Source organism: Rhizobium sp. SVR5-2C (assembly GCF_056755115.1).
Genome location: NZ_JBNDHT010000031.1, coordinates 30529 through 51071, shown reverse-complemented (window position 1 = coordinate 51071; position 20543 = coordinate 30529). Strand labels below are relative to the sequence as shown.

The following is a 20543-nucleotide window of genomic DNA, read 5'->3' as shown; positions in this document are numbered from 1 at the left end:
GATGAAAGCCGCCTTTTCCCCTTGGCGCCAGATGCTGACGCTCGCCGCGGCAATGCTGCCGTTGTACGCCGGCTTTGCGGAAGCAGCAGCCCCCTGCTTTCGCGGCATCAACCTTTCCGGTGCCGAATTCGGCAAGCCGGATGGCGAGATCTTCAAAGACTACGCCTATCCATCCGAAGAAACCGTCACCTACTTCGCAAGCAAGGGCATGAATATCGTTCGCCTACCATTCCTATGGGAGCGGCTTCAGCCCGAACTCGGGCAGGCGCTGAACGACGAAGAACTCCAGCGCATCAAGGATACGGTGGCGCTTCTGCGCAAACATAAGGTGACCGTCATCCTCGACCCGCATAACTATGCCGAATACAGGCAAACCCAGATCGGCACGCCGCCGGTGACGACGCTTGCATTCGCAGATTTCTGGGCGCGGCTTGCCGTCGAATTCGCCAATCAGGACGATGTCATTCTCGGGCTTATGAACGAGCCACACGATATCGCCAGCGACAAATGGCTGAGCGCTGCCAACGCTGCGATCAGGAGCATTCGGGCGGTCGGCGCCGGCAATCTCATCCTGGTGCCTGGCACCAAATGGACGGGAGCGCACTCCTGGGAATCTGATGGTCCGGGTGGGCCGAACGGCACCGTCATGCTCGGCGTCAAGGATCCGCGCAAGAACTATGCCTATGAGGTTCACCAGTATTTCGACAGCGATTCGTCAGGTACGCATGATGAATGTTCCGGCAACGACAACGCCAGAAACGCCATTGTCCGCGTGTCCGACTGGGCGCGAAAGAACGGCGCGAAGGTGTTGCTTGGCGAATTCGGCGTCTCGCAGGCGCCGGAATGCGTCGCCGGATTGAAGACGGTGCTCGATGCGATGCAGGAAAACGGCGATGTCTGGCTTGGCTGGACCTATTGGGTCGCAGGCGATTGGTGGCCGGAAAGCGAACCGCTCAATGTGCAGCCGCATGAGGGCCGGCAGCGAAAGCAGGTCGAAGCGCTGGAAGCTGCCGCAACAGCGCCTTCTCCTCCAGCGGCCGCGTGCCGGACAATCGGCAGGGAGCGCTAATGGCACGGCGCGACACAGTGACCAAGGAACCAATCGACTATGGCATCCTGGCCGTCGGTGTGCTGTCGGTTACCTATAATTGCATCCTTGCCTTCATCAACCACAACATCACGCCGCTTGCACCGTCACATGTCGCCCTTTGTGAGATTCTGCTGCTGATCTACAGCTTCGGCTACCTGTTGAAGCGGGGACTTTTCCAAGAGGACCTCGCCCCGCTCGCCTACTTGTTGGCGACAATTTTCCTCACCGTTTACGTGATGGCGGTCAACCGGGCGGGCTACATCGACCACCTTCGCAACGTGCTGATCATCTTCGCCTTCGTCATCATGGGTCGATGGACGAACGAACGAACGCTGAAGCTGGTCTTCAAGATCTGCTGCGCCGTCGTGCTGGCGGTCCTGGTCTGCGAGATCGTCTCGGTGCAGGCTTACGTGGCACTGTTTCATCCGGCAGAGTATTTCGAAAACACCCGCGGCGTGCCGCGCGCCACCTATAGCGATCTCGGGCTTTTCCGTGGTGCGCTCGGCTTTCCGTCCCGCTTCTCCTTCGGCATCATCGATCACCGGTCGTCGTCGATCTTTCTGGAACAGGTGTCGCTGGCCAACTTCTGCGGCGTGATCGTCATCTATCTCGTCAGCTTCTCCAATCGCCTGAAACCGTTCGACCGGCTGCTTTTTATCTTCACCGTCGTTTTGATCCTCGTCACCAACGATACGCGGACCATGCTTATCTTCACCGTGGTCTGCCTTGGCGGCTATTTTATCTACCCGTGGGTTCCGAAGATCTGCGATTTCCTGATGATGCCTGGGATCGTCGTCATGGGCTTCATCATTCATTCGTTCCGTCCCGATGCCCATGACGACGATTTCGTCGGCCGCATCAGCGGCACCGTCAGAAACATCATCGCCATGGACATTCCGGCGACGCTGGGCCTTGAACTCGAGAAGGCCACGACATTCGTCGACAGCGGCTATGTTTACATAACCTATGGCGCGACCATCTTCGGCCTCATTCTCTTCTGGCTCTTCGTCTCCTTTTTTCCGGCAGGAGAGACGCCGAACCAGAAGCGCCTTGCCCATTCACTGTCGCTCTTCATGTTCCTCAACCTCATGATCGGCTCGACCGCAATTTTCTCGATGAAGACGGCGGGGCTCGTCTGGCTGCTTGTCGGCTTCCTGAAGGTCGACGAGGGCGCCCGTGGAAAACGTGCCGCCACTCAGACTGCGGCAACGGTCTCGGCCTGAAACGCTGCGCGGCGGGGATATGCGACGGCGCAGGCGGGACGAAATTTTGCGCCAGTTTCCGTAAGCTCGTCCTATGCGGCGTGACCGCTTTGATCTAAGCAGGCCTGCGGCCATTGCCGCGAGAGGGAAGAGGGACATGACGAACTACGTATTGACGGTATCGTGCAAATCGACGCGCGGGATCGTGGCTGCGATTGCGAGTTATCTCGCCGGTCAGGGCTGCAACATTGTTGACAGCTCGCAATTCGACGACCTCGACACCGGCAAGTTCTTTACCCGCGTCAGCTTCATTTCCGAAGAAGGCGTCTTGCTTCCCGCGCTGAAGGAAGGTTTCCAGCCTATCGCCGAGACGTTCGGCATGGATGCGGAAATCCACGACGGAGCCAGCCGCATGAAAGTGCTGCTGATGGTCTCCCGCTTCGGCCATTGTTTGAACGACCTCCTTTACCGCTGGAAGATCGGAGCACTTCCGATCGAGATCGTTGGTGTCGTCTCAAATCACTTCGACTATCAGAAGGTCGTGGTGAACCACGACATCCCTTTCCATCACATCAGGGTCACCAAGGAGAACAAACCGCAGGCGGAAGCGCAGCTGCTCGAACTCGTCGAGCAAACCGGCACGGAACTCATCGTGCTGGCCCGCTACATGCAGGTTCTCTCCGATGCCCTGTGCCGCAAGATGTCCGGCCGGATCATCAATATTCATCACTCCTTCCTGCCGAGCTTCAAGGGCGCGAATCCCTATAAGCAGGCCTATGAGCGCGGCGTGAAACTGATCGGCGCCACCGCCCACTACGTGACGGCTGACCTCGACGAAGGTCCGATCATCGAGCAGGACACCGCGCGTATCACCCATGCGCAGAGCGCCGACGATTACGTCTCGATCGGCCGCGACGTCGAAAGCCAGGTGCTTGCCCGCGCGATCCATGCGCATATCCATCGCCGCGTCTTCCTGAACGGCAATCGGACGATCGTCTTCCCGGCCAGCCCCGGCAGCTACGCCTCCGAACGTATGGGGTGAACCTCATCCCAATGGGCAGCACCGTCGCGCTTGCCCATGACAGGCATGCGATTATCTGCTTAATGTGGAAGATCGAAGCATGCGGGGGATTCCATGACCGATGATGTGCGTGCCGATCGTATGGACCTGCCGCGCCCGGACGTGACGCCGGCGGAAGCGGAAAACATCCTGCAATCCCGCTACGGCCTCCAAGGCACAGTCTCCGAACTCGGCAGCCAGCAGGATCGCAATTTCCGGATCGATACGGGCATCGGCAGCTATGTGCTGAAGATCTGCCACATGGCCTACGACACGCTTGAGCTCGAGGCGCAGAATGCGGCAATCCGGTATCTGACCAGCAAGGAAGGAGCACCGCGCGTCCCCAGGGTCATGAGTTCTACGGATGGCCAGGAGATCATCGCCGTCACGCTTCGCGACCAGACCTACAAAGTGCGCCTGCTCGAATATCTTGAAGGCGAAGGGCTGACGAACCGCAAACACCTGCCGAAAGCCACCGTCGCGGCCCTTGGCGCGCTCAGTGCCCGGCTGGCACAGGCACTCGCCGACTTCGACCATTCGGGTCTCGACCGCAATTTGCAATGGGATCTGCGCCGGGCTGGCCCCGTCGCGGTACAGCTTCTCTCGGCAATCACCGATAGCGCTGCACGCGACCGGATTGCCAAGACCATGGTGCTTGCCGTGCGGCGCATCCAGCCGCTCGCGCCATCGCTGCGTGTCCAGCCCGTGCATCATGACGTAACCGGCGACAATGTCGTTTGCGAGAGCGATGCGAACAGGCATCCGATACCCACCGGCGTCATCGATTTCGGCGACATCATTCGTGGCTGGCTCGTCGGCGATCTTGCCGTCACCTGCGCCTCGCTGCTGCACCAAGCCGACAGCGATCCCTTTTACATCCTGCCCGCCGTGAAGGCCTATCATGAGATCTACCCCCTTTCGGACGAGGAGTTGAAGGCGCTCTGGCCGCTGATTGTGGCCCGCGCCGTCATTCTGGTCGCGAGCAGCGAGCAGCAGATTTCGATAGATCCCGAAAACGACTACGTCCGCAATAATCTCGAGCTTGAACGGCGGATCTTCGACACGGCCATGTCCGTTCCCTTCGAACTGATGGAGGCGGCCATTCTCGGGGCCGCGGGTGTCGGAACGACCTCCATCGATATGTCCGGCTGGCATGCGCTTATGCCGGAGGTCGATTCTGCGAACATCGCCGATGTCGACCTGGGGGTGCAAAGCCCGCATTTTGCGGCTGGAAACTGGCTGAACGCGGAAATGGACTGGCGGCTTCTGGCACGCTCGGCCAATGAAGCCGGCACAGCGGCGACCCGCTATGGCGAATACCGGCTTTCACGCGCCAATCTGCGGAGCGCCAAACAGCCGTCGACCTTCGCGCTGCATAACGATATCTGCCTGCCCGCAGGAAGCACCGTGGCTGCCCCCTTTGAAGGACGCATCGACTCCAAGAACCATCATCTCGTCCTGATCGGCGAGGGCATCAGTCTGCATCTCGATGGCGTGGACCTGTCGGTCGAGGACGGCGTGGAGGTGACGCAGGGACAGATCATGGGAACGGTCTCGGGCGAGCCGTCTTCGCTTGGTGGTTTGCGCGTCCAGCTGTGCACGGTGCCCGGCCTCGAACCGCCGCTCTTTGCCTCGCCATCGCAGGCAGCAGCTTGGTCCGTGCTTTGCCCCTCGCCTGCGCGCCTGCTCGGGCCAGGCGCGAATGCGCCCAAGCCCGAGACGGACGAACTCCTCGCCAGGCGCCAAGCGCATCTCGCAAAGCCTCAGAAGAATTACTACGAGAAGCCCCCCCAGATGGAGCGCGGCTGGAAGGAGCACATGTTCGATGTCGAGGCCCGCGCCTATCTCGACATGGTCAACAACGTCACCATTCTCGGCCACGGGCATCCGCGCTTTTCGGAAGCGATTGGCGAACAATGGTTGAAACTGAACACCAATTCGCGCTTCCACTACGCGGCAATCAGCGAGTTTTCAGAGCGATTGGCTGCGCTGGCGCCCGAAGGGCTGGATCGTGTCTTCCTCGTCAATAGCGGCTCTGAGGCGAACGATCTGGCGATCCGGCTTGCCTGGGCGCATACCGGCGCGCGTAACATGCTCTGCCTACTGGAGGCCTATCACGGCTGGTCGGTGGCGAGTGACGCCGTCTCCACCTCCATTGCGGACAACCCTCAAGCGCTGACCACGCGGCCCGACTGGGTGCATCCGGTCGTTTCACCGAATATCTATCGCGGCGAGTTCCGCGGACCGGACTCCGCCGGCGCCTATATCGAGGCCGTGGCGCCCGTGCTCCAAAAGATCGAAGACCGCGGCGAGGGGCTCGCAGGCTTCATCGCCGAATCGGTCTACGGGAACGCCGGCGGCATCTCCTTGCCGGACGGCTATCTGGCGGAAATCTATGCGCAGGTTCGCGCGCGCGGCGGGGTTTGCATTGCCGATGAGGTGCAGGTTGGCTACGGCAGGCTCGGCCACCACTTCTGGGGCTTCGGACAGCAAGACGTGGTGCCGGATATCATCACTATCGCCAAAGGCATGGGCAATGGCTACCCGCTCGGCGCCGTCATCACCACGCAGGCGATCGCTGACTCGCTTGAGAAGGAAGGCTATTTCTTCTCCTCTTCCGGCGGTAGTCCGGTCAGTTGCGTGGCCGGCATGACGGTGCTTGATATCGTGGCGGACGAAAAGCTGCTGGATAATGCCCGCGAAGTGGGCGACCACCTGAAGGGCCGGCTTGCGGCGCTGATCGACAAGCATCCGCTCGCAGGTGCCGTTCATGGCATGGGGCTTTATCTCGGGCTCGAATTCGTGCGCGACAGAACGACGCTGGAGCCCGCGACGCAGGAGACCGCCGCAATCTGCGAGCGTCTTCTGGAGCTCGGGGTCATCATGCAGCCGACCGGCGATCACCTGAATGTGTTGAAGATCAAGCCGCCGCTTTGCCTGACCATCGAAAGCGCCGATTTCTTCGCGGACATGCTGGATAAGGTGCTTTCCGAGGGCTGGTGAGTGCCTGCTCCAGCATTAATCAATTTGGGCCATTTTCGGGCTTTCGGTTTTTTAATCAAAAGCCCCATTGCCGGAATCAAAACCGGTTCCTATGTCTGTCCCGATGATCGGAAACGGCCCCCGCCGTCATGCAATTTGCACAAAGACTTGGTAAGGTTCTTCCGGCAGATATGATGATGGTGGAATTATTTTTTTCGGATCGTCGATATTTTAACACGTTTCGGAATATGTTTCTGACAGGCTCTCCTCTATTCTCTACCAATAAAGTAGATTATAAAGGCAGTCGTCGCTGGGTTCCGAATGGTTCGAGACCCCTCAAAAGTGCAACGCCAACACAAGGAACGAGACATGATTGATATCAATATTCTCGCCACCCTCCTTGGGCGAATTGCGCTTGGCAATGACCGTCCGGGCGCCCTCTCCCGCCCGAACTGTCGAATGTGACCTTCGTCCTCCCTTTCAACGGTACCAGACAAGTCAATTCGTCATCGCCTCGCAATCCGCGCGGCAGGAGTTCTACGCATGAAAAAGCAAGTAATCGAATATGCAGGCGTTCCCGTCGGGATCGTCATCCCGGATGAAGACCGGCTGAAGTTCATCGCCGTGAAATTTCACGTGCACGACCTCGACGAGCAGCGTTTCAGCTCGCCGGACGAGGTGAAGCTCGCGATCCACGACCTGATGACCCGGCGCCATCCGAAACCAATCCATGCCTGACGACAGGCGGAGATTTCCGCGCTGCGTCACTTTCGAGGATTTATGACCGGTCCCGCCAAGCGGGGCCGGTCTTGTTTTTTGATCCGGCTTGCGATCCTATTCGGCATCCACGAGGGACGACGCGTTTGCTCAATCTCATTACCGATATCGATGGCGTTTCGATCGGCCACGCCACGGATCTCCAACTCGGTTCCGGCGTCACCGTAATCGTCTTCGACGAACCGGCGACGGCTTCGGCGACCGTTCTCGGCGGGGCACCCGGTGGCCGGGACACTGCGTTGCTCGATCCCGCGATGACGGTCGAGAAGGTCGACGCCTTCGTTCTTTCCGGCGGCTCGGCCTTTGGATTGGATGCGGCAGGCGGCGTCCAGGCTGGCCTGAGGGAAGCAGGACGCGGTTTTCAGGTCGGTGCGGTGCGTGTGCCGATCGCACCGCAAGCGATTCTGTTCGATCTGTTGAATGGCGGCGGCAAGGATTGGGGCCTGCATTCGCCCTACCGGGACATGGGCCATGCGGCATTCGAGGCGGCGGCGAAGGGCAGATTTCCGCTCGGAACCGTGGGTGCCGGAACCGGAGCGACCACGGCAACGTTCAAGGGCGGCCTCGGCTCGGCAAGCGCAATCAGCAGCGCGGGGCATCGGATTGCGGCAATCGTCGCGGTCAATGCGCTCGGCTCGGCAACGATCGGCGACGGTCCGCACTTCTGGGCAGCGCCCTTCGAGCGCGATGACGAATTCGGCGGCCTCGGAATGCCGCCTGAGATCGACGATCGCCTGCGGCTGAAGGGCATGATGGCCCCTGCGACCACGATCGGTGCCGTCGTCACCGATGCGGTACTGTCGAAGGCAGAGGCGCATCGTCTATCGATCGGTGCACATGACGGTCTTGCCAGAGCGCTGCTTCCCGCGCACCTGCCGCTCGACGGCGATACCGTGTTTGCTGCCTCGACCGGCGCACGGCCGCTGACGGACATGCGCGCACTGATGGAGCTTTGCCATCTCGCCGGGATAGTCATGGCGCGTGCCATCGCGCGCGGCGTCTATGAAGCGACCGCGCTCCCGCACGAGGGAGCTCAAAGCGCCTGGCGGGACCGCTATCTGGACCGGCGCTGATCGCCTAAATAAAGTCCGCAATCCAAGCCGCGGAGAGAGACGATGCAGATTCGGGCCCTGATGTATTTCGACGAGCTGGTCAGGACCAATTCCATGCGCCAGGCAGCCGAGAACCTGGGCGTTGCGCCAACTGCTGTCAGCCGGCAGATCGAGAATCTCGAAGAGCATTTCGGCACAACGCTGGTCGAGCGCAGCGCCCGGGGCGTGACGCTGACGGCGGCAGGCGAGCTGCTTGCCGCACGGGCGGGGCGGACGCTCCGGGAACTCGAACATGTGCAGCAGCTGATCGAGGATCTGAAGGGACTCGAGTGCGGACGGGTGACCATCTACGCCAACGGTGCGATCGTCACCAGCCTGCTTGCGCCCGCACTCTCGGAGTTCAGCCGCAGCTATCCCAACATCCATTTCGACGTGATGATCACCAGCGCCCGCCAGGCTGTCGAGGCGGTCAATTCCGCGCGGGCGGACATGGCGCTCACCCTCTTTGCACCGCAGATGCCGGATGCAAAGGTCATCGCGCGATCGGAGATCGCTTATGACGTCATTGTCTCAACGCGGCATCCGCTCGCCGGACGCAAGGAAGTGACGCTTCGCGAACTCGCCCGTCACACGCTGGCACTGCCGGAAAAATCCTTCGGCTTCCGGCAGAACTTTGATGCCGCGGCCGAGCGTCAGGGGCTGACGATCGAGCCTGCCTTTACGGTCAGCGCGCTGGAGATGCTGAAGGAACTGGTGCTGAACGACATGGCGGCAACGCTGCTGCCGCGACTTTCCGTTCGCCGCGAGATCGAGGCCGCTTGGCTCGCCGCCATTCCGCTTGCCAGCGAAAGTTCGATCCGTACCCATGCCGAGCTTTCGATCGCCCCCGACCGGCAACTTTCCTTTGCCGCATCAAAGCTCAGCGGTTTCATCGAGGAGTTCATGCGCACAAGCCTCAGGCGCCGCTAACCCCCTTGCGTTTGGAGCCGTTTTAGTGTGTATCGATTTTCGATACACAGCGAACACAAATCGTGTTCATAACGACTGACGGAAAACCATGAGCCGCATTCTCGATTCCGCCCGCCGCATTTCCTTTCTCGCTATATCCTGTGCCACGCTGACAGCCGTGGCCGTGCCTGCACATGCAGCAAAGACCTCGCTCAATCTCGGCATGAGCGTGGAGCCGACAGGGCTCGATCCAACGATCGCTGCACCGGTGGCGATCGGCCAGGTGACCTGGCAGAATGTCTTTGAAGGGCTGGTTTCGATCGATGAGAGCGGCAAAGTTGAGCCGCAGCTAGCCAAGAGTTGGGACATTTCGCCGGACGGCCTAACCTATACATTCAAGCTTCAGACGGGCGTCAAGTTCCACGACGGCGAGGCCTTCGATTCGGCCGCAGCCAAATTCACGCTCGACCGGGCACGCGGCAAGGATTCCGTCAATCCGCAGAAGCGCTTCTTCGCCTCGATCGCCTCGATCGATACGCCGGATCCCGAGACGCTGGTGCTGCATCTCTCCCAGCTGGCGGGAAGCCTGATTTACTGGCTCGGCTGGCCAGCCTCGGTCATGGTCAGCCCGAAGTCGGCGGCGGACGACAAGACGAAGCCGGTCGGCACCGGCCCGTTCAAATTCGTCAACTGGGCAAAAGGCGACAAGGTCGAGCTTGCGAAGAACGAAGCCTATTGGAACAGCCAAGCGTCCGTGAAGCTCGACAAGGTGACCTTCCGCTTCATCGCCGACCCGCAGGCACAGGCGGCCGCGCTGAAGGCCGGCGACGTGGACGCCTTCCCGGAATTCGCGGCACCCGAGCTGATGAGCTCGTTCGAGGGCGATCCGCGGCTGGTGACGAAGATCGGCGACACCGAACTCAAGGTCGTTGCGGGCATGAACAATGCCAAGAAGCCTTTCGATGACAAGCGGGTGCGCCAGGCCCTGATGATGGCGATCGACCGTCAGACGGTGATCGATGGCGCCTGGTCCGGTCTCGGCACGGCAATCGGCAGCCACTACACGCCGAACGATCCAGGCTATGAGGACATGACCGGCGTGCTGCCCTACAATCCCGAAAAAGCCAAAGCGCTGCTTGCAGAAGCCGGCTATCCGAACGGCTTCACCTTCACGATCAAATCGCCTCAGATGGCCTATGCGCCACGCAGCGCCCAGGTGATGCAGGCAATGTTGGCCGAGATCGGCGTCACCATGAACATCGAGCCCACGGAATTTCCGGCAAAATGGGTCCAGGATGTGATGAAGGATCGCGCCTACGAGATGACGATCGTCGCGCATGCCGAGCCGATGGACATCGACATCTATTCGCGCGATCCCTACTATTTCAACTACAAGAACCCGGCTTTCGACGCGCTCATGAGGAAGGTGCAGGAGACAACCGATCCGGCCGTGCAGAACAGGGTCTACGGCGAGGCGCAGAAAGTCCTCGCCGAGGACGTGCCGGCACTCTATCTTTTCGTCATGCCGAAGCTCGGCGTGTGGGACAAAAAGCTGAAGGGCCTGTGGGAAAGCGAGCCGATCCCGTCGAACGTTCTGACGAATGTTTCCTGGGAGGAGTGAGGCTGGGGCGGGATATGCAGAAGGCGTGAATAGGTGACATGATCGCGATTCTTGGCCGTCGCCTCGCCGGGCTTTTCCTGACGCTTGCAGCCGTCTCCCTCCTGATATTCGCGATCATGGATCTTCTGCCCGGCGATCCCGCGTCGATTATGCTCGGCACCTCGGCAACGCCGGAGACGCTGGCCGCCCTTCGCCATACGCTCGGGCTCGATCAGCCCCTGCTGTTTCGCTACGGGCAATGGGTAGCCGGGGTGTTTTCCGGTGATCTCGGGCAGTCCTACACCTATGGCGTTCCAGTTACCGGGCTGATCCTCGAGCGGCTCGCGGTGACACTGCCGCTGGCTGTGCTCGCGATCCTTCTTTCCATCGTCGTCGCCGTGCCACTCGGCACTCTGGCGGCTGCACGGCGAAACGGCATTGCCGACATCGTCGCGACACTCTTTTCGCAGATCAGCATTGCCGTGCCGGCCTTCTGGGTGGCGCTACTGCTCATCATCCTGTTTTCCACCACGCTTCGCCTCATGCCGGCCGGCGGGTTTCCCGGCTGGAGTGCCGGCTTCTGGCCGGCGCTGCACGCACTGCTGATGCCTGCCGTGGCCTTGGCGCTGCCGCAGGCTGGCGTGCTGACGCTCGTCACCCGCTCAGCGGTCCTGGAAACCTTGCATGAGGATTTCACGCGGACGGCGCGCGCGAAGGGGCTTTCGGCGCGCGCGGTCTTGTGGCGGCACGCGGTACCGAACGCGCTGGTACCGATCCTGACTATCCTGGGATTGCAGTTTACATTCCTCGTGGCGGGCGCGGTGCTGGTCGAGAATGTCTTCAACCTGCCGGGCCTCGGGCGACTTGCCTTTCAAGCGCTGTCGCAGCGCGACATCATGGTCATGCAGGACGTCGTGCTGTTCTTTGCCGCGCTTGTCATGCTCATGAATTTCCTGGTCGATATGTCCTATCTCGCCATCGACCCGCGGCTGCGAAAGGACGCATGACGATGGCGCAGATCGCATCCGATGCTTCGAGCAGGCCACGTTCATTTTCCATTAGCCGGCAAATGAAGCTCGTCTCTGGCGCAGCCATCGTGGGACTACTCGTGGCAATCGCCCTGCTGTCGCTCGTCTGGACACCACTACCGCCTGCGAAGATGCAGATCATTCATAAATTGCAGCCGCCCTTCGCTTTTGGCGTGCTCGGCACCGATCAATTCGGCCGCGATATTCTTTCGATGCTGATGACCGGATGCTGGAATTCGCTGTCGATCGCCATCACCGCGGTTGTCATCGGCGGTACGATTGGGTCGATTGCCGGAATTTCGGCCGCGGCGATCCGCGGCGCCTTCGAGACACTGCTGATGCGGGTCTGTGATGTCGTCTTTGCCTTGCCGCCGATCCTCTCGGCGATGATCCTCGGCGCATTTCTTGGGCCTGGCAGGTTTACGGCGATCATCGCAATTGCCGTCTTCATGATCCCGGTCTTCGCACGCGTGACGCTTGCCTCGGCCCTGCAGGCCTGGAGTCGCGATTACGTGTTGGCGGCTCGCGCGCTCGGCAACAGCCGCCTCACCATTTCGGTACGCCATGTTGCGCCAAACATCGTGAACCACGTGATTGTCCAGGCAACGATCCAGCTCGGCCTGGCGACCCTCACCGAAGCAGGATTAAGTTTCCTCGGCCTGGGGCTCGCCCCGCCGGCGCCGACCTGGGGCCGCATGCTTGCCGACTCCCAAACCTATCTCGAACTGGCGCCATGGCTGGCGATCCTGCCCGGCCTTGCCATTGCGCTTGCCGTTCTCGGCTTCAACATGTTGGGCGATGGATTGCGCGACTTCTTCGATCCGCGGCGGATCTGAATCAGACGGGGCGACGGTAGCCGGTCGGCTGGTCGTAAAGCCAGCCGATGCGTTTGATGGCGGCCTCGAAATTCTCGCGCGCAACGGTCATTGTGTGGCCGTTGGCGTGGATGATCGTTTCCGGATCTTCCATGATCGCCACATGACCCTTCCAGAAAACGAGGTCACCGCGGCGAAGCTCGGAGCGATCGATGACCTTACCTAGACCTGCTGCCTGCATGTCGGTGTCGCGCGGCGCGCTTCTGCCGGTCATCTGCAAGGCAAGCTGCACGAGGCCGGAGCAATCAATGCCGAGGCCCGAACGGCCGCCCCACAAATAGGGTGTGTTCATGAAGCGCGATGCGATCTCGACATAGTCGTCGTCCCTGCCCGCGCCGATCGGCTGAACGTGCTTGGCGAAGATCGCGGTGCCGTCTTCCAGCACGACATAGTGATTGCCTCGGGCTTCCGCTTCGCCGGCGACGCGCACGCGGCTGCCCATGGAGAGCACGGATTGATGAGGCTTGCGCAATTCCGGCTCGGGATAGAGGAAAGTGCGCTGCACGGTGACGACATGCGTGGGCTCCGCTTGTCCCTCGGACAGCGTTGCCTCCGGAAGATAGCCGACATAACCGTCGGAACCGGCCTTCACCCAGCACCAGCCGTCCGCGCGATCAAAGACCACCACATCCTCACCGAAGAGCAGCTCCGTATCGATTCCCTTTGAAAGATCAGGCTGCGGGCGAAGCGGTGCAACGGGAACGGCGATCCGCGCTGGCGTGCCGGAAACAAAGCGCAAGGCCTCGACCTTGCCTTCAAGGCTCGCTTCGGCGAGATCCGGCCGATAGGCATGCAGGCGGCGGTCGAGCATCGTCATATTCACTCCGTTTACACCGGCAGGCGGCGTCCCTGGTCACGCACGAGATCGCCGAGCTTCTCCAGATAGAGTGCGCCGCCGACAGTGCGCTTGATGATCACGTTCCGCCGGTCGCTTTCGTCGCGCGCCCGGTCGACCAACCCCATTTCGCCCATCGTATCGAGGGCGCGAGTGATAACCGGCTTCGTAACGTTCAGCGTTGCGGCAAGCCCCCGCACCGTATGAGGCGGCGGCACCAGATAGATATGCAGCAGGATTGCCATCTGGCGCAACGTCAAATCGCGTTCGTCGTGGCGCACCTGATTGAGCGTAACGCCGTGCCAAAGGCCCAGCGCCTGCGAGGCGGTCAGTTCGATCGGCAAAGCCCCTCCGGAAAACCGTTACGCTGTGGTGTATTTTCCGGGAGCAGATGCCTGCATGCAAGAGGCGGCAGAATCTGCCGCCTCGCAAGGTGAATAAAATTTTAACGATCGGCCCTTAGAGCGCGGTCCGGATGTGATGGTAAAGTGCACGGATTGCCTGCGCCTCGCCGCCGCCCGGCGAGTGCGCGCGCTCTGCCGGCGCCCAGCCGTAGATATCGAAATGCGCCCAGCTTTTCGCCTTGCTGACGAAGCGCTTCAGGAACAAGGCCGCCGTGATCGCCCCTGCCATGCCGCCTGCCGGAGCATTGGTGATGTCGGCCATCTTGGCGCGAATATCCTTGTCGTAGCCCATGTAAAGCGGGAGCCGCCACAGCGGGTCATCGGTCTCGAGGCTTGCCTCGGAGAGATCGCGGGCAAGATCCTCGTCATCCGTGAAGAAGGGCGGGAGATCCGGCCCGAGCGCTACGCGGGCCGCGCCCGTCAGCGTCGCCATGTCGATCAAGAGATCCGGCGCTTCTTCATCGGCATAGGCCAGCGCATCGGCGAGGATCAAGCGGCCTTCCGCATCGGTGTTATCGATCTGGACAGTGAGGCCCTTGCGGCTCCTGTAGATGTCTCCCGGCCGGAACGCATTTGCCGAGATCGAATTCTCCACGACCGGGATGATGACGCGGAGGTCGACCTTCAGCTTCGCATCCATGATCATCAGCGCCAGACCCATGACGTTCGCTGCGCCGCCCATGTCTTTCTTCATCAGCAGCATGGAAGAGGCCGGCTTGATATCGAGACCGCCGGTGTCGAAGCAGACGCCCTTGCCGACGAGCGTGACCTTGCGATGGCCTTTCTTGCCCCAACGCAGCTCCAGAAGACGCGGCGCGTCGGCGCTGGCGCGGCCGACAGTGTGGACCAGCGGAAAGTTTTCCTTCAGGAGATCGTCGCCGATGATGACCGACATCTCCGCCTTGTAGTGCTCGGCGAGGGCACGGAAGGCGGCTTCGAGCTGCTCGGGTCCCATGTCGTTGGTCGGCGTGTTGATGAGATCGCGGGCGAGGAAGACACCGGCAAGTTGACGCTTGATGTCCGCGCCGTCAGCATCGCGCGGGATCATCAGCGTGGCGGCTGTCGTCTTTTCCGAGCGGTATCGATCGAAGCGATAGCTGCCGAGGCCGAAACCGAGCGACAGGCGGTTTGCCGTGAGTGGTGCCGTTTCGATGTGCCAGTCGCCGGCAGGTAGCGAGCGGGCCAGCTTGCCGGTGATATAGGGCTGCTCCGACGGATTTGTCCCGAGGCCGAAAAGCGCGCCACCGAGAAGGCCGTCCGCCGTTGGAATGAGCAGCAGCGACCCGCTTTCGGCCTTGTAGCCCGCCTTCCTTGCCCAATCGAGCGCGATGGGATCGATTGTTCCGGTCTCGATATGAGCCGGAGTGACAGCGAAAATCGGCAGTGTCGAGCCGCCCTTCGTGTTGAACGGCGTCGGTCTCTCAATAAACTGATAGGGGGCCATGTTTTTCCTTCGGCGGTGTCCAGGAATCGCTTCTTAACGGTATGTTAGGGTTAACAGACTATTGCTGGAGCGAAGATTGCGTCAAACCTTTCCCTGTTCCGCTTAGAGGTCAGGCGCCAGTTTCTGAATTCAGGAAAGCGCAATGCACCTCACCGCGGCCACCCCGTTCAAGAACCGTATTCTGCAGTGCGCCACGGCGGCGCTCGTGGCCGCCGCGCTCGCGGGTTGCACGACCACCAAGGACAAGATGACGACGGGTTCGGTGCCGCAGCTGTCAAAGCCGATCGAATCCATGGATGCGAACGAGCTTCGCACGGCTACCGAGCGACTCGGCCAGGCTTACGAACGAAATCCCCGCGATCCGGTGAACGGCGTCAACTACGCCAATCTGCTGCGCATGCAGGGACGCGATGCACAGGCACTTGCCGTCATGCAGCAGGTCGCGATTTCCAATCCCAATGACCGCAATGTTCTTGCCGCCTACGGCAAGGCCCAGGCAGCCACCGGTCAGCTTCAACAGGCGCTCGATACAATCGGCCGTGCGCAAACCCCGGATCGGCCCGACTGGAAGCTGATTTCCGCCCAGGGCGCGATCCTCGACCAGCTGGGCAAGCCCGCCGATGCCCGGGCGCGGTATCGCGATGCGCTGGACATCCTGCCGAACGAGCCGTCAGTGCTTTCGAACCTCGGCATGTCCTATCTTCTGACCAGCGATCTCAGGACCGCCGAAACTTATCTCAAGGAGGCAGCGAGCCAGCCTGGTGCCGATAGCCGGGTCCGACAGAACCTCGCTCTTGCCGTCGGCCTACAGGGACGGTTCGCCGAAGCCGAGCAGATCGCCCGGCGCGAGCTTTCGCCGCAACAGGCAGATGCGAATGCTGCCTATCTGCGTTCGATGCTTTCGCAGCAAAATTCATGGCAGAAGCTTGCTGCCAAGGATGGCCAGCCCGCGAGCAGCACGAACTGATCCCGGAGCTACCGAAGAGCCGCGCCGGAGAAGATCAGGCGCAGGCCGAGCCCGCCCATGACGAGACCGGCAGAGCGATCGATCCAGCGCTTGGCCGAGAGATAGACCTGCCGCGGGCGGCGGGCTGAAAACGCCATGGCCACGATCGCGTACCAACCGAACTCGATCGCGAAGATACCGATCGGCAGGCCCACGATGACTGCGAGCGGAATGCTCTTGGGGAGAAACGCCGCAAAGATGCTGGCGTAGACGATGATGGTCTTCGGGTTGCTGAGCTGCGTCAAAAGCGCCGTCGAGAAGCTTCGCCGGATCGACGAACGGCCCTCAACAGTACCCGACACCTCCAAAGGCTCCTTTGCGCCTCGCCAGATGCGGCAGGCGATATAGACGAGATAGGCGCCGCCTGCGAGTTTCAGCACCAGATAGAGCCAGGCGAACTGCGTCAGCAAGGCGGTCAATCCGGCCAGCGCAAGCACGCTGAAGACAATGCCGCCGACACCCATGCCGGCGGCGGCCGCCAGCCCATCCAGGCGCGAACGGGAGATGGCGATCCGGGACACGACGACGAAGCTTGGACCGGGGCTCATTGCGCCGACCAACATGGCTGCAAAGATACTGGCAAGAATAGCGGCTGAAGACATGGGAGCTCCTTGTTGACTGAAGGTGCCCAGGCGAGCGGCGGCTCAACCGCGCTTCCCGATGGTTTTCCATCTCATTCGCCAGTCACGCGGAAGCTATGGCTAGCTGCTTTTCGCCTCGCCCGCAAGCAGGCATCAGAAGCGATCTGCAACCTGTATGCCTGCGGGGCCAAGGATGACGGCAACCAGAACGGGAAGGAAAAACAGGATCATCGGCACGGTCAGCTTGGGCGGCAGGGCGGCCGCCTTCTTCTCTGCCTCGTTCATGCGCTCGTCACGGCCTTCCTGTGCGAGAACGCGCAACGCCTGCGAGATCGGCGTGCCGTAACGATCGGCCTGGATGAGCGCCTGGGTGACCGAACGCACGAGATCGATCTGCGTGCGCGTGCCGAGGTTTTCGAGCGCCTGCCGGCGGTCGGGCAGGAAGGAAAGCTCGGCTGTCGTCAGTACCATTTCTTCGGCAAGCGGCGGTGACTGCTCGCCGAGTTCTTCCGACACGCGGCGCATCGCCGCTTCGATCGAAATGCCGGATTCGACGCAGATCAGCATCAGGTCGAGCGCATCCGGCCAGGCGCGCTTGATCGAGTGCTGCCGCTTCGACATGCGGTTGGAGATAAAGATATTCGGTGCATAGAACCCGAGATAACCCGTTCCGATCGTCGCAAGCAGGCGGATGGGAAGCGGCTTTTCAGCAAGATGTCCGAGACCGAAAATCCAGAAGGCAGCAACGGCCAGGAAGACGAACGGCAGGAGGAAGCGGGCCACGAGGAAGGTGTTCAGCGCGTTTTCCGAGCGATAGCCCGCTGCACGCAGCTTGTTCATCGTGTTTTCATCGACCAGCGCTCTGCGAAGATTGAAGCGCTCGACGATCTGGCGAACGGAGCGATTGTTCTGCGTGCGCAGCGAGGCCTTGTTTGCAACGGCCTCGGAGTTCATGCGGGCGCGCTCGCGCGCCCGGATCTGATCGCGCTCCGTCGAAACGGCCCGCATTCGCTTGTTCAGGTCGCCGCGTTCGAAGAAGGGAATCGCGATGGTGTAGAAGGTCGCAAAGACCGCAATAGCGATCAGGACCGCGAGCAGCATGGCCGGGTCGGTCAATTTCGCTGCAAGATCCGATGACATGGCGCGCGTCTCTCTCCGGTTAGATGTCGAAATTGACCATGTTGCGCATGACGAAGATGCCGATGGACATCCATACGGCGGAAGCACCCATGATCAGGTGTCCGCGCGGATCGGTGAACAGGATGATCATGTATTGCGGCGACGTCAGATAGACGAGGGTCGCCACGATGAAAGGAAGGGCGCCGATAATCACGGCAGAAGCCTTGGCTTCCATCGAAAGTGCTTTGACCTTTGCCTTCATCTTTTTGCGGTCACGGAGAACCTTCGACAGGTTGCCGATCGCTTCGGAAAGGTTGCCGCCCGCCTGCGACTGGATGGCGATAACGATCGCGAAGAAGCTCACTTCCTGCAACGGCATGTAATTGGTCATGCGCGCGCAGGCGTCAGGAACGCTGAGACCGACCTGCTGCGATTCGACGATGCGGCGAAATTCGGTTTTCACCGGGTCACGACCCTCGTTTGCAATCAACCTGATAGCGTCGTTCAGCGGCAAGCCGGATTTGATCGAACGCACGATGACGTCCAGCGCGTTTGGAAATTCATCGAGAAACTTGTTCTGGCGGCGCTTGATCAGGAAACCCAGGACCCAGCGCGGCAGGCCGAGACCGGCGACGACCGGAACTGCAAGAACGACCAGCAAGGGCGCCCCGGCGAGCAAGGCGATGAGCATCAGAAACAGGCCAAACGCAGCGCTGAACATGTAGAATTTGGCAGGCGAGATCATAAAGCCCGCCTGAATCAGCCGGGACTTCAGGGAAAGCTTCCGCTTTGTATTTTCCTGCTGGCGCTTCTCGAGATCCTTGAGGTTGTCCTGCACCGATTTGCGGCGTTTTGACATTTCCTGGACGCGATCGTGCGCGGCCTTGACCTTCACTCGGTCCGTTTCTGCCGAAGTCACGCGGTTCAGGCGGTTGGCAGCCTTCTTCTCAGTCTCCATCCGGCTGAAGAGCAGACCATAGCAAACCGCGCCCGCAGCGACTGCTGCAAGCGTGATGATGGCGAGCACGATCGGATCGAAACCGAACATCAGATTTCCTTTGAATTTGCTTCCATCGCGTCCAGCGCAGACGCGAGGCGCTTCTCCTCGTTGTAGTAGCGCGCGCGATCCCAGAAATGCGGCTTGCCGATGCCCGTCGACATATGACGGCCGATCAGACGGCCGGCTGCGTCTTCGCCTTCGATCTCGTAGCGCATCAGATCCTGCGTGATGATGACGTCGCCTTCCATGCCGATCACCTCCGTGATGGCCGTGATGCGCCGCGACCCGTCGCGGAGGCGCGCGGCTTGGATGATGACGTCGATCGAACCGGCGATGATCTCGCGAACCGTTTTTGCCGGGAGACTGTAGCCGCCCATGGCGATCATCGATTCGATACGGCTCAAGCACTCGCGCGGCGAGTTGGAGTGAATGGTTCCCATCGAGCCATCGTGGCCGGTGTTCATCGCCTGCAGTAGGTCGAAGACCTCCGGTCCGCGCACTTCGCCGACGATGATGCGTTCGGGACGCATGCGAAGGCAGTTCTTGACGAGGTCACGCATGGTGATTTCGCCTTCGCCTTCGATATTCGGCGGCCGCGTTTCCAGGCGCACGACATGCGGCTGTTGCAGCTGTAGTTCCGCGGTGTCCTCGCAGGTGATGACGCGCTCGTCCCTGTCGATGTAGTTCGTCAGGCAGTTCAGGAGCGTCGTCTTGCCCGAGCCGGTGCCGCCGGAGATAACGACGTTGCAACGAACACGGCCGATGATCTGCAGCAACGTCGCGCCTTCCGGGGTGATCGCGCCGAAGCGGACGAGCTGATCGAGCGTCAGCTTGTCCTTCTTGAATTTACGGATGGTAAGCGCCGGACCGTCGATTGCGAGCGGCGGGGCGATGACGTTGACACGCGAGCCGTCGGGAAGGCGGGCGTCGCATATCGGGCTCGATTCATCGACACGGCGGCCGACTTGGCTGACGATGCGCTGGCAGATGGAAAGGAGCTGGCCGTTATCGCGGAAGCGGATTTCCGATTCGATCGTCTTGCCGCCGACTTCGATGAAGGTCTGGCCGGCGCCGTTGACCATGATGTCGGCGATGTCGTCACGCGCGAGCAGCGGCTCCAGCGGGCCGTAGCCGAGAACGTCGTTGCAAATGTCTTCGAGCAGCTCCTCCTGCTCGGAAATCGGCATCGCGAAGTTCTTGATCGTGATGATATCGTTGACGATATCGCGAATTTCCTCGCGTGCGCTTTCGGCATCGAGCTTGGCGAGCTGCGACAGGTCGATCGTGTCGATAAGCGCCGAGAAGACCTGCGCCTTAGTGTCATAATATTCGTCAGTGCGGGTTAGGCGCCTGCGCTGCGGTGTCTGCATCGGCGGTGGCGTCACCTGGTAGCGGCCCGGCTCCTTTGCCGGCTCGACCAGCACGGCGGGTACAGAAGCGGGAGCCGCCGGGGCGGCCGGCAATGGCGGCGCGCTTGTGGCGCCACCCTTTCCGAAGCCTTCGTTTCCACGTTTTCCGAACATGCCACAAAATCCAATCT

The 20543-nt window shown here is 61.0% G+C and carries 18 protein-coding genes and 1 riboswitch; of the genes, 11 read left to right on the top strand and 7 right to left on the bottom strand.

The window, feature by feature from the left end; all coding sequences use genetic code 11:
* Position 1 precedes the first annotated feature (1 nt).
* From ACPYOI_RS11725 to ACPYOI_RS11680, 10 genes are all read left to right on the top strand, one after another.
* Entirely contained in the window at positions 2-1069 is a 1068-nt protein-coding gene (locus tag ACPYOI_RS11725) for a glycoside hydrolase family 5 protein (RefSeq protein WP_481418117.1), read from the top strand.
* Entirely contained in the window at positions 1069-2313 is a 1245-nt protein-coding gene (locus ACPYOI_RS11720; protein WP_481418118.1) for a hypothetical protein, read from the top strand. The genes ACPYOI_RS11725 and ACPYOI_RS11720 overlap by 1 nt, the downstream gene beginning before the upstream one ends.
* Positions 2314-2449: 136 nt before the next feature.
* On the top strand, positions 2450-3334 hold the full coding sequence (gene purU, locus ACPYOI_RS11715; protein WP_481418119.1) for a formyltetrahydrofolate deformylase: 885 nt from the start codon (positions 2450-2452) through the stop codon (positions 3332-3334).
* A 93-nt stretch (positions 3335-3427) separates the two neighbouring features.
* Positions 3428-6355 carry an aminotransferase gene (locus ACPYOI_RS11710; RefSeq protein WP_481418120.1) on the top strand — a complete coding sequence of 976 codons (2928 nt, stop codon included), beginning with the start codon at positions 3428-3430 and terminating at the stop codon, positions 6353-6355.
* A gap of 522 nt (positions 6356-6877) precedes the next feature.
* Positions 6878-7072 (top strand): hypothetical protein, encoded by a 195-nt coding sequence (locus ACPYOI_RS11705; protein WP_027510551.1) that lies wholly within the window; start codon positions 6878-6880, stop codon positions 7070-7072.
* A gap of 125 nt (positions 7073-7197) precedes the next feature.
* Entirely contained in the window at positions 7198-8184 is a 987-nt protein-coding gene (locus ACPYOI_RS11700) for a P1 family peptidase (protein WP_481418121.1), read from the top strand.
* 42 nt (positions 8185-8226) lie between these two features.
* Positions 8227-9132, top strand: a complete 906-nt coding sequence (locus tag ACPYOI_RS11695; protein WP_481418122.1) for a LysR substrate-binding domain-containing protein — start codon at positions 8227-8229, stop codon at positions 9130-9132.
* An 88-nt stretch (positions 9133-9220) separates the two neighbouring features.
* On the top strand, positions 9221-10732 hold the full coding sequence (locus ACPYOI_RS11690; protein ID WP_481418123.1) for an ABC transporter substrate-binding protein: 1512 nt from the start codon (positions 9221-9223) through the stop codon (positions 10730-10732).
* Between the two features lie 38 nt (positions 10733-10770).
* Positions 10771-11718, top strand: a complete 948-nt coding sequence (locus tag ACPYOI_RS11685) for an ABC transporter permease (RefSeq protein ID WP_481422888.1) — start codon at positions 10771-10773, stop codon at positions 11716-11718.
* A 2-nt stretch (positions 11719-11720) separates the two neighbouring features.
* The gene (locus ACPYOI_RS11680; RefSeq protein WP_481422887.1) at positions 11721-12575 is read left to right on the top strand and encodes an ABC transporter permease; all 855 of its coding nucleotides are present in this window, start codon (positions 11721-11723) and stop codon (positions 12573-12575) included.
* 1 nt (position 12576) lies between these two features.
* Here ACPYOI_RS11680 and ACPYOI_RS11675 read toward each other — a convergent pair whose 3' ends face one another.
* From ACPYOI_RS11675 to ACPYOI_RS11665, 3 genes are all read right to left on the bottom strand, one after another.
* A complete protein-coding gene (locus ACPYOI_RS11675) occupies positions 12577-13431 on the bottom strand; it encodes a C40 family peptidase (protein WP_481422886.1) in 855 nt (284 codons plus the stop codon).
* A gap of 11 nt (positions 13432-13442) precedes the next feature.
* A complete protein-coding gene (locus ACPYOI_RS11670) occupies positions 13443-13793 on the bottom strand; it encodes a MarR family transcriptional regulator (RefSeq protein ID WP_481419270.1) in 351 nt (116 codons plus the stop codon).
* A gap of 115 nt (positions 13794-13908) precedes the next feature.
* A complete protein-coding gene (locus ACPYOI_RS11665) occupies positions 13909-15297 on the bottom strand; it encodes a leucyl aminopeptidase family protein (protein WP_481419271.1) in 1389 nt (462 codons plus the stop codon).
* Between the two features lie 142 nt (positions 15298-15439).
* Between ACPYOI_RS11665 and ACPYOI_RS11660 the strand changes: the two genes are divergently transcribed.
* Complete coding sequence (locus ACPYOI_RS11660) at positions 15440-16264, top strand: tetratricopeptide repeat protein (protein WP_481422885.1); 825 nt, start codon at positions 15440-15442, stop codon at positions 16262-16264.
* Positions 16265-16272: 8 nt separating this feature from the next.
* On the opposite strand, the gene ACPYOI_RS11655 is transcribed toward ACPYOI_RS11660, so the two are convergent.
* From ACPYOI_RS11655 to ACPYOI_RS11640, 4 genes are all read right to left on the bottom strand, one after another.
* Positions 16273-16905 (bottom strand): LysE family translocator, encoded by a 633-nt coding sequence (locus ACPYOI_RS11655; protein ID WP_481419273.1) that lies wholly within the window; start codon positions 16903-16905, stop codon positions 16273-16275.
* A 17-nt stretch (positions 16906-16922) separates the two neighbouring features.
* Positions 16923-17001, bottom strand: a riboswitch (ZMP/ZTP riboswitch).
* 36 nt (positions 17002-17037) lie between these two features.
* Positions 17038-18024 (bottom strand): type II secretion system F family protein, encoded by a 987-nt coding sequence (locus tag ACPYOI_RS11650; RefSeq protein ID WP_481419274.1) that lies wholly within the window; start codon positions 18022-18024, stop codon positions 17038-17040.
* A gap of 19 nt (positions 18025-18043) precedes the next feature.
* The gene (locus ACPYOI_RS11645) at positions 18044-19051 is read right to left on the bottom strand and encodes a type II secretion system F family protein (RefSeq protein ID WP_481419275.1); all 1008 of its coding nucleotides are present in this window, start codon (positions 19049-19051) and stop codon (positions 18044-18046) included.
* Complete coding sequence (locus tag ACPYOI_RS11640) at positions 19051-20526, bottom strand: TadA family conjugal transfer-associated ATPase (RefSeq protein ID WP_168827941.1); 1476 nt, start codon at positions 20524-20526, stop codon at positions 19051-19053. The genes ACPYOI_RS11645 and ACPYOI_RS11640 overlap by 1 nt, the downstream gene beginning before the upstream one ends.
* Positions 20527-20543: the final 17 nt, after the last annotated feature.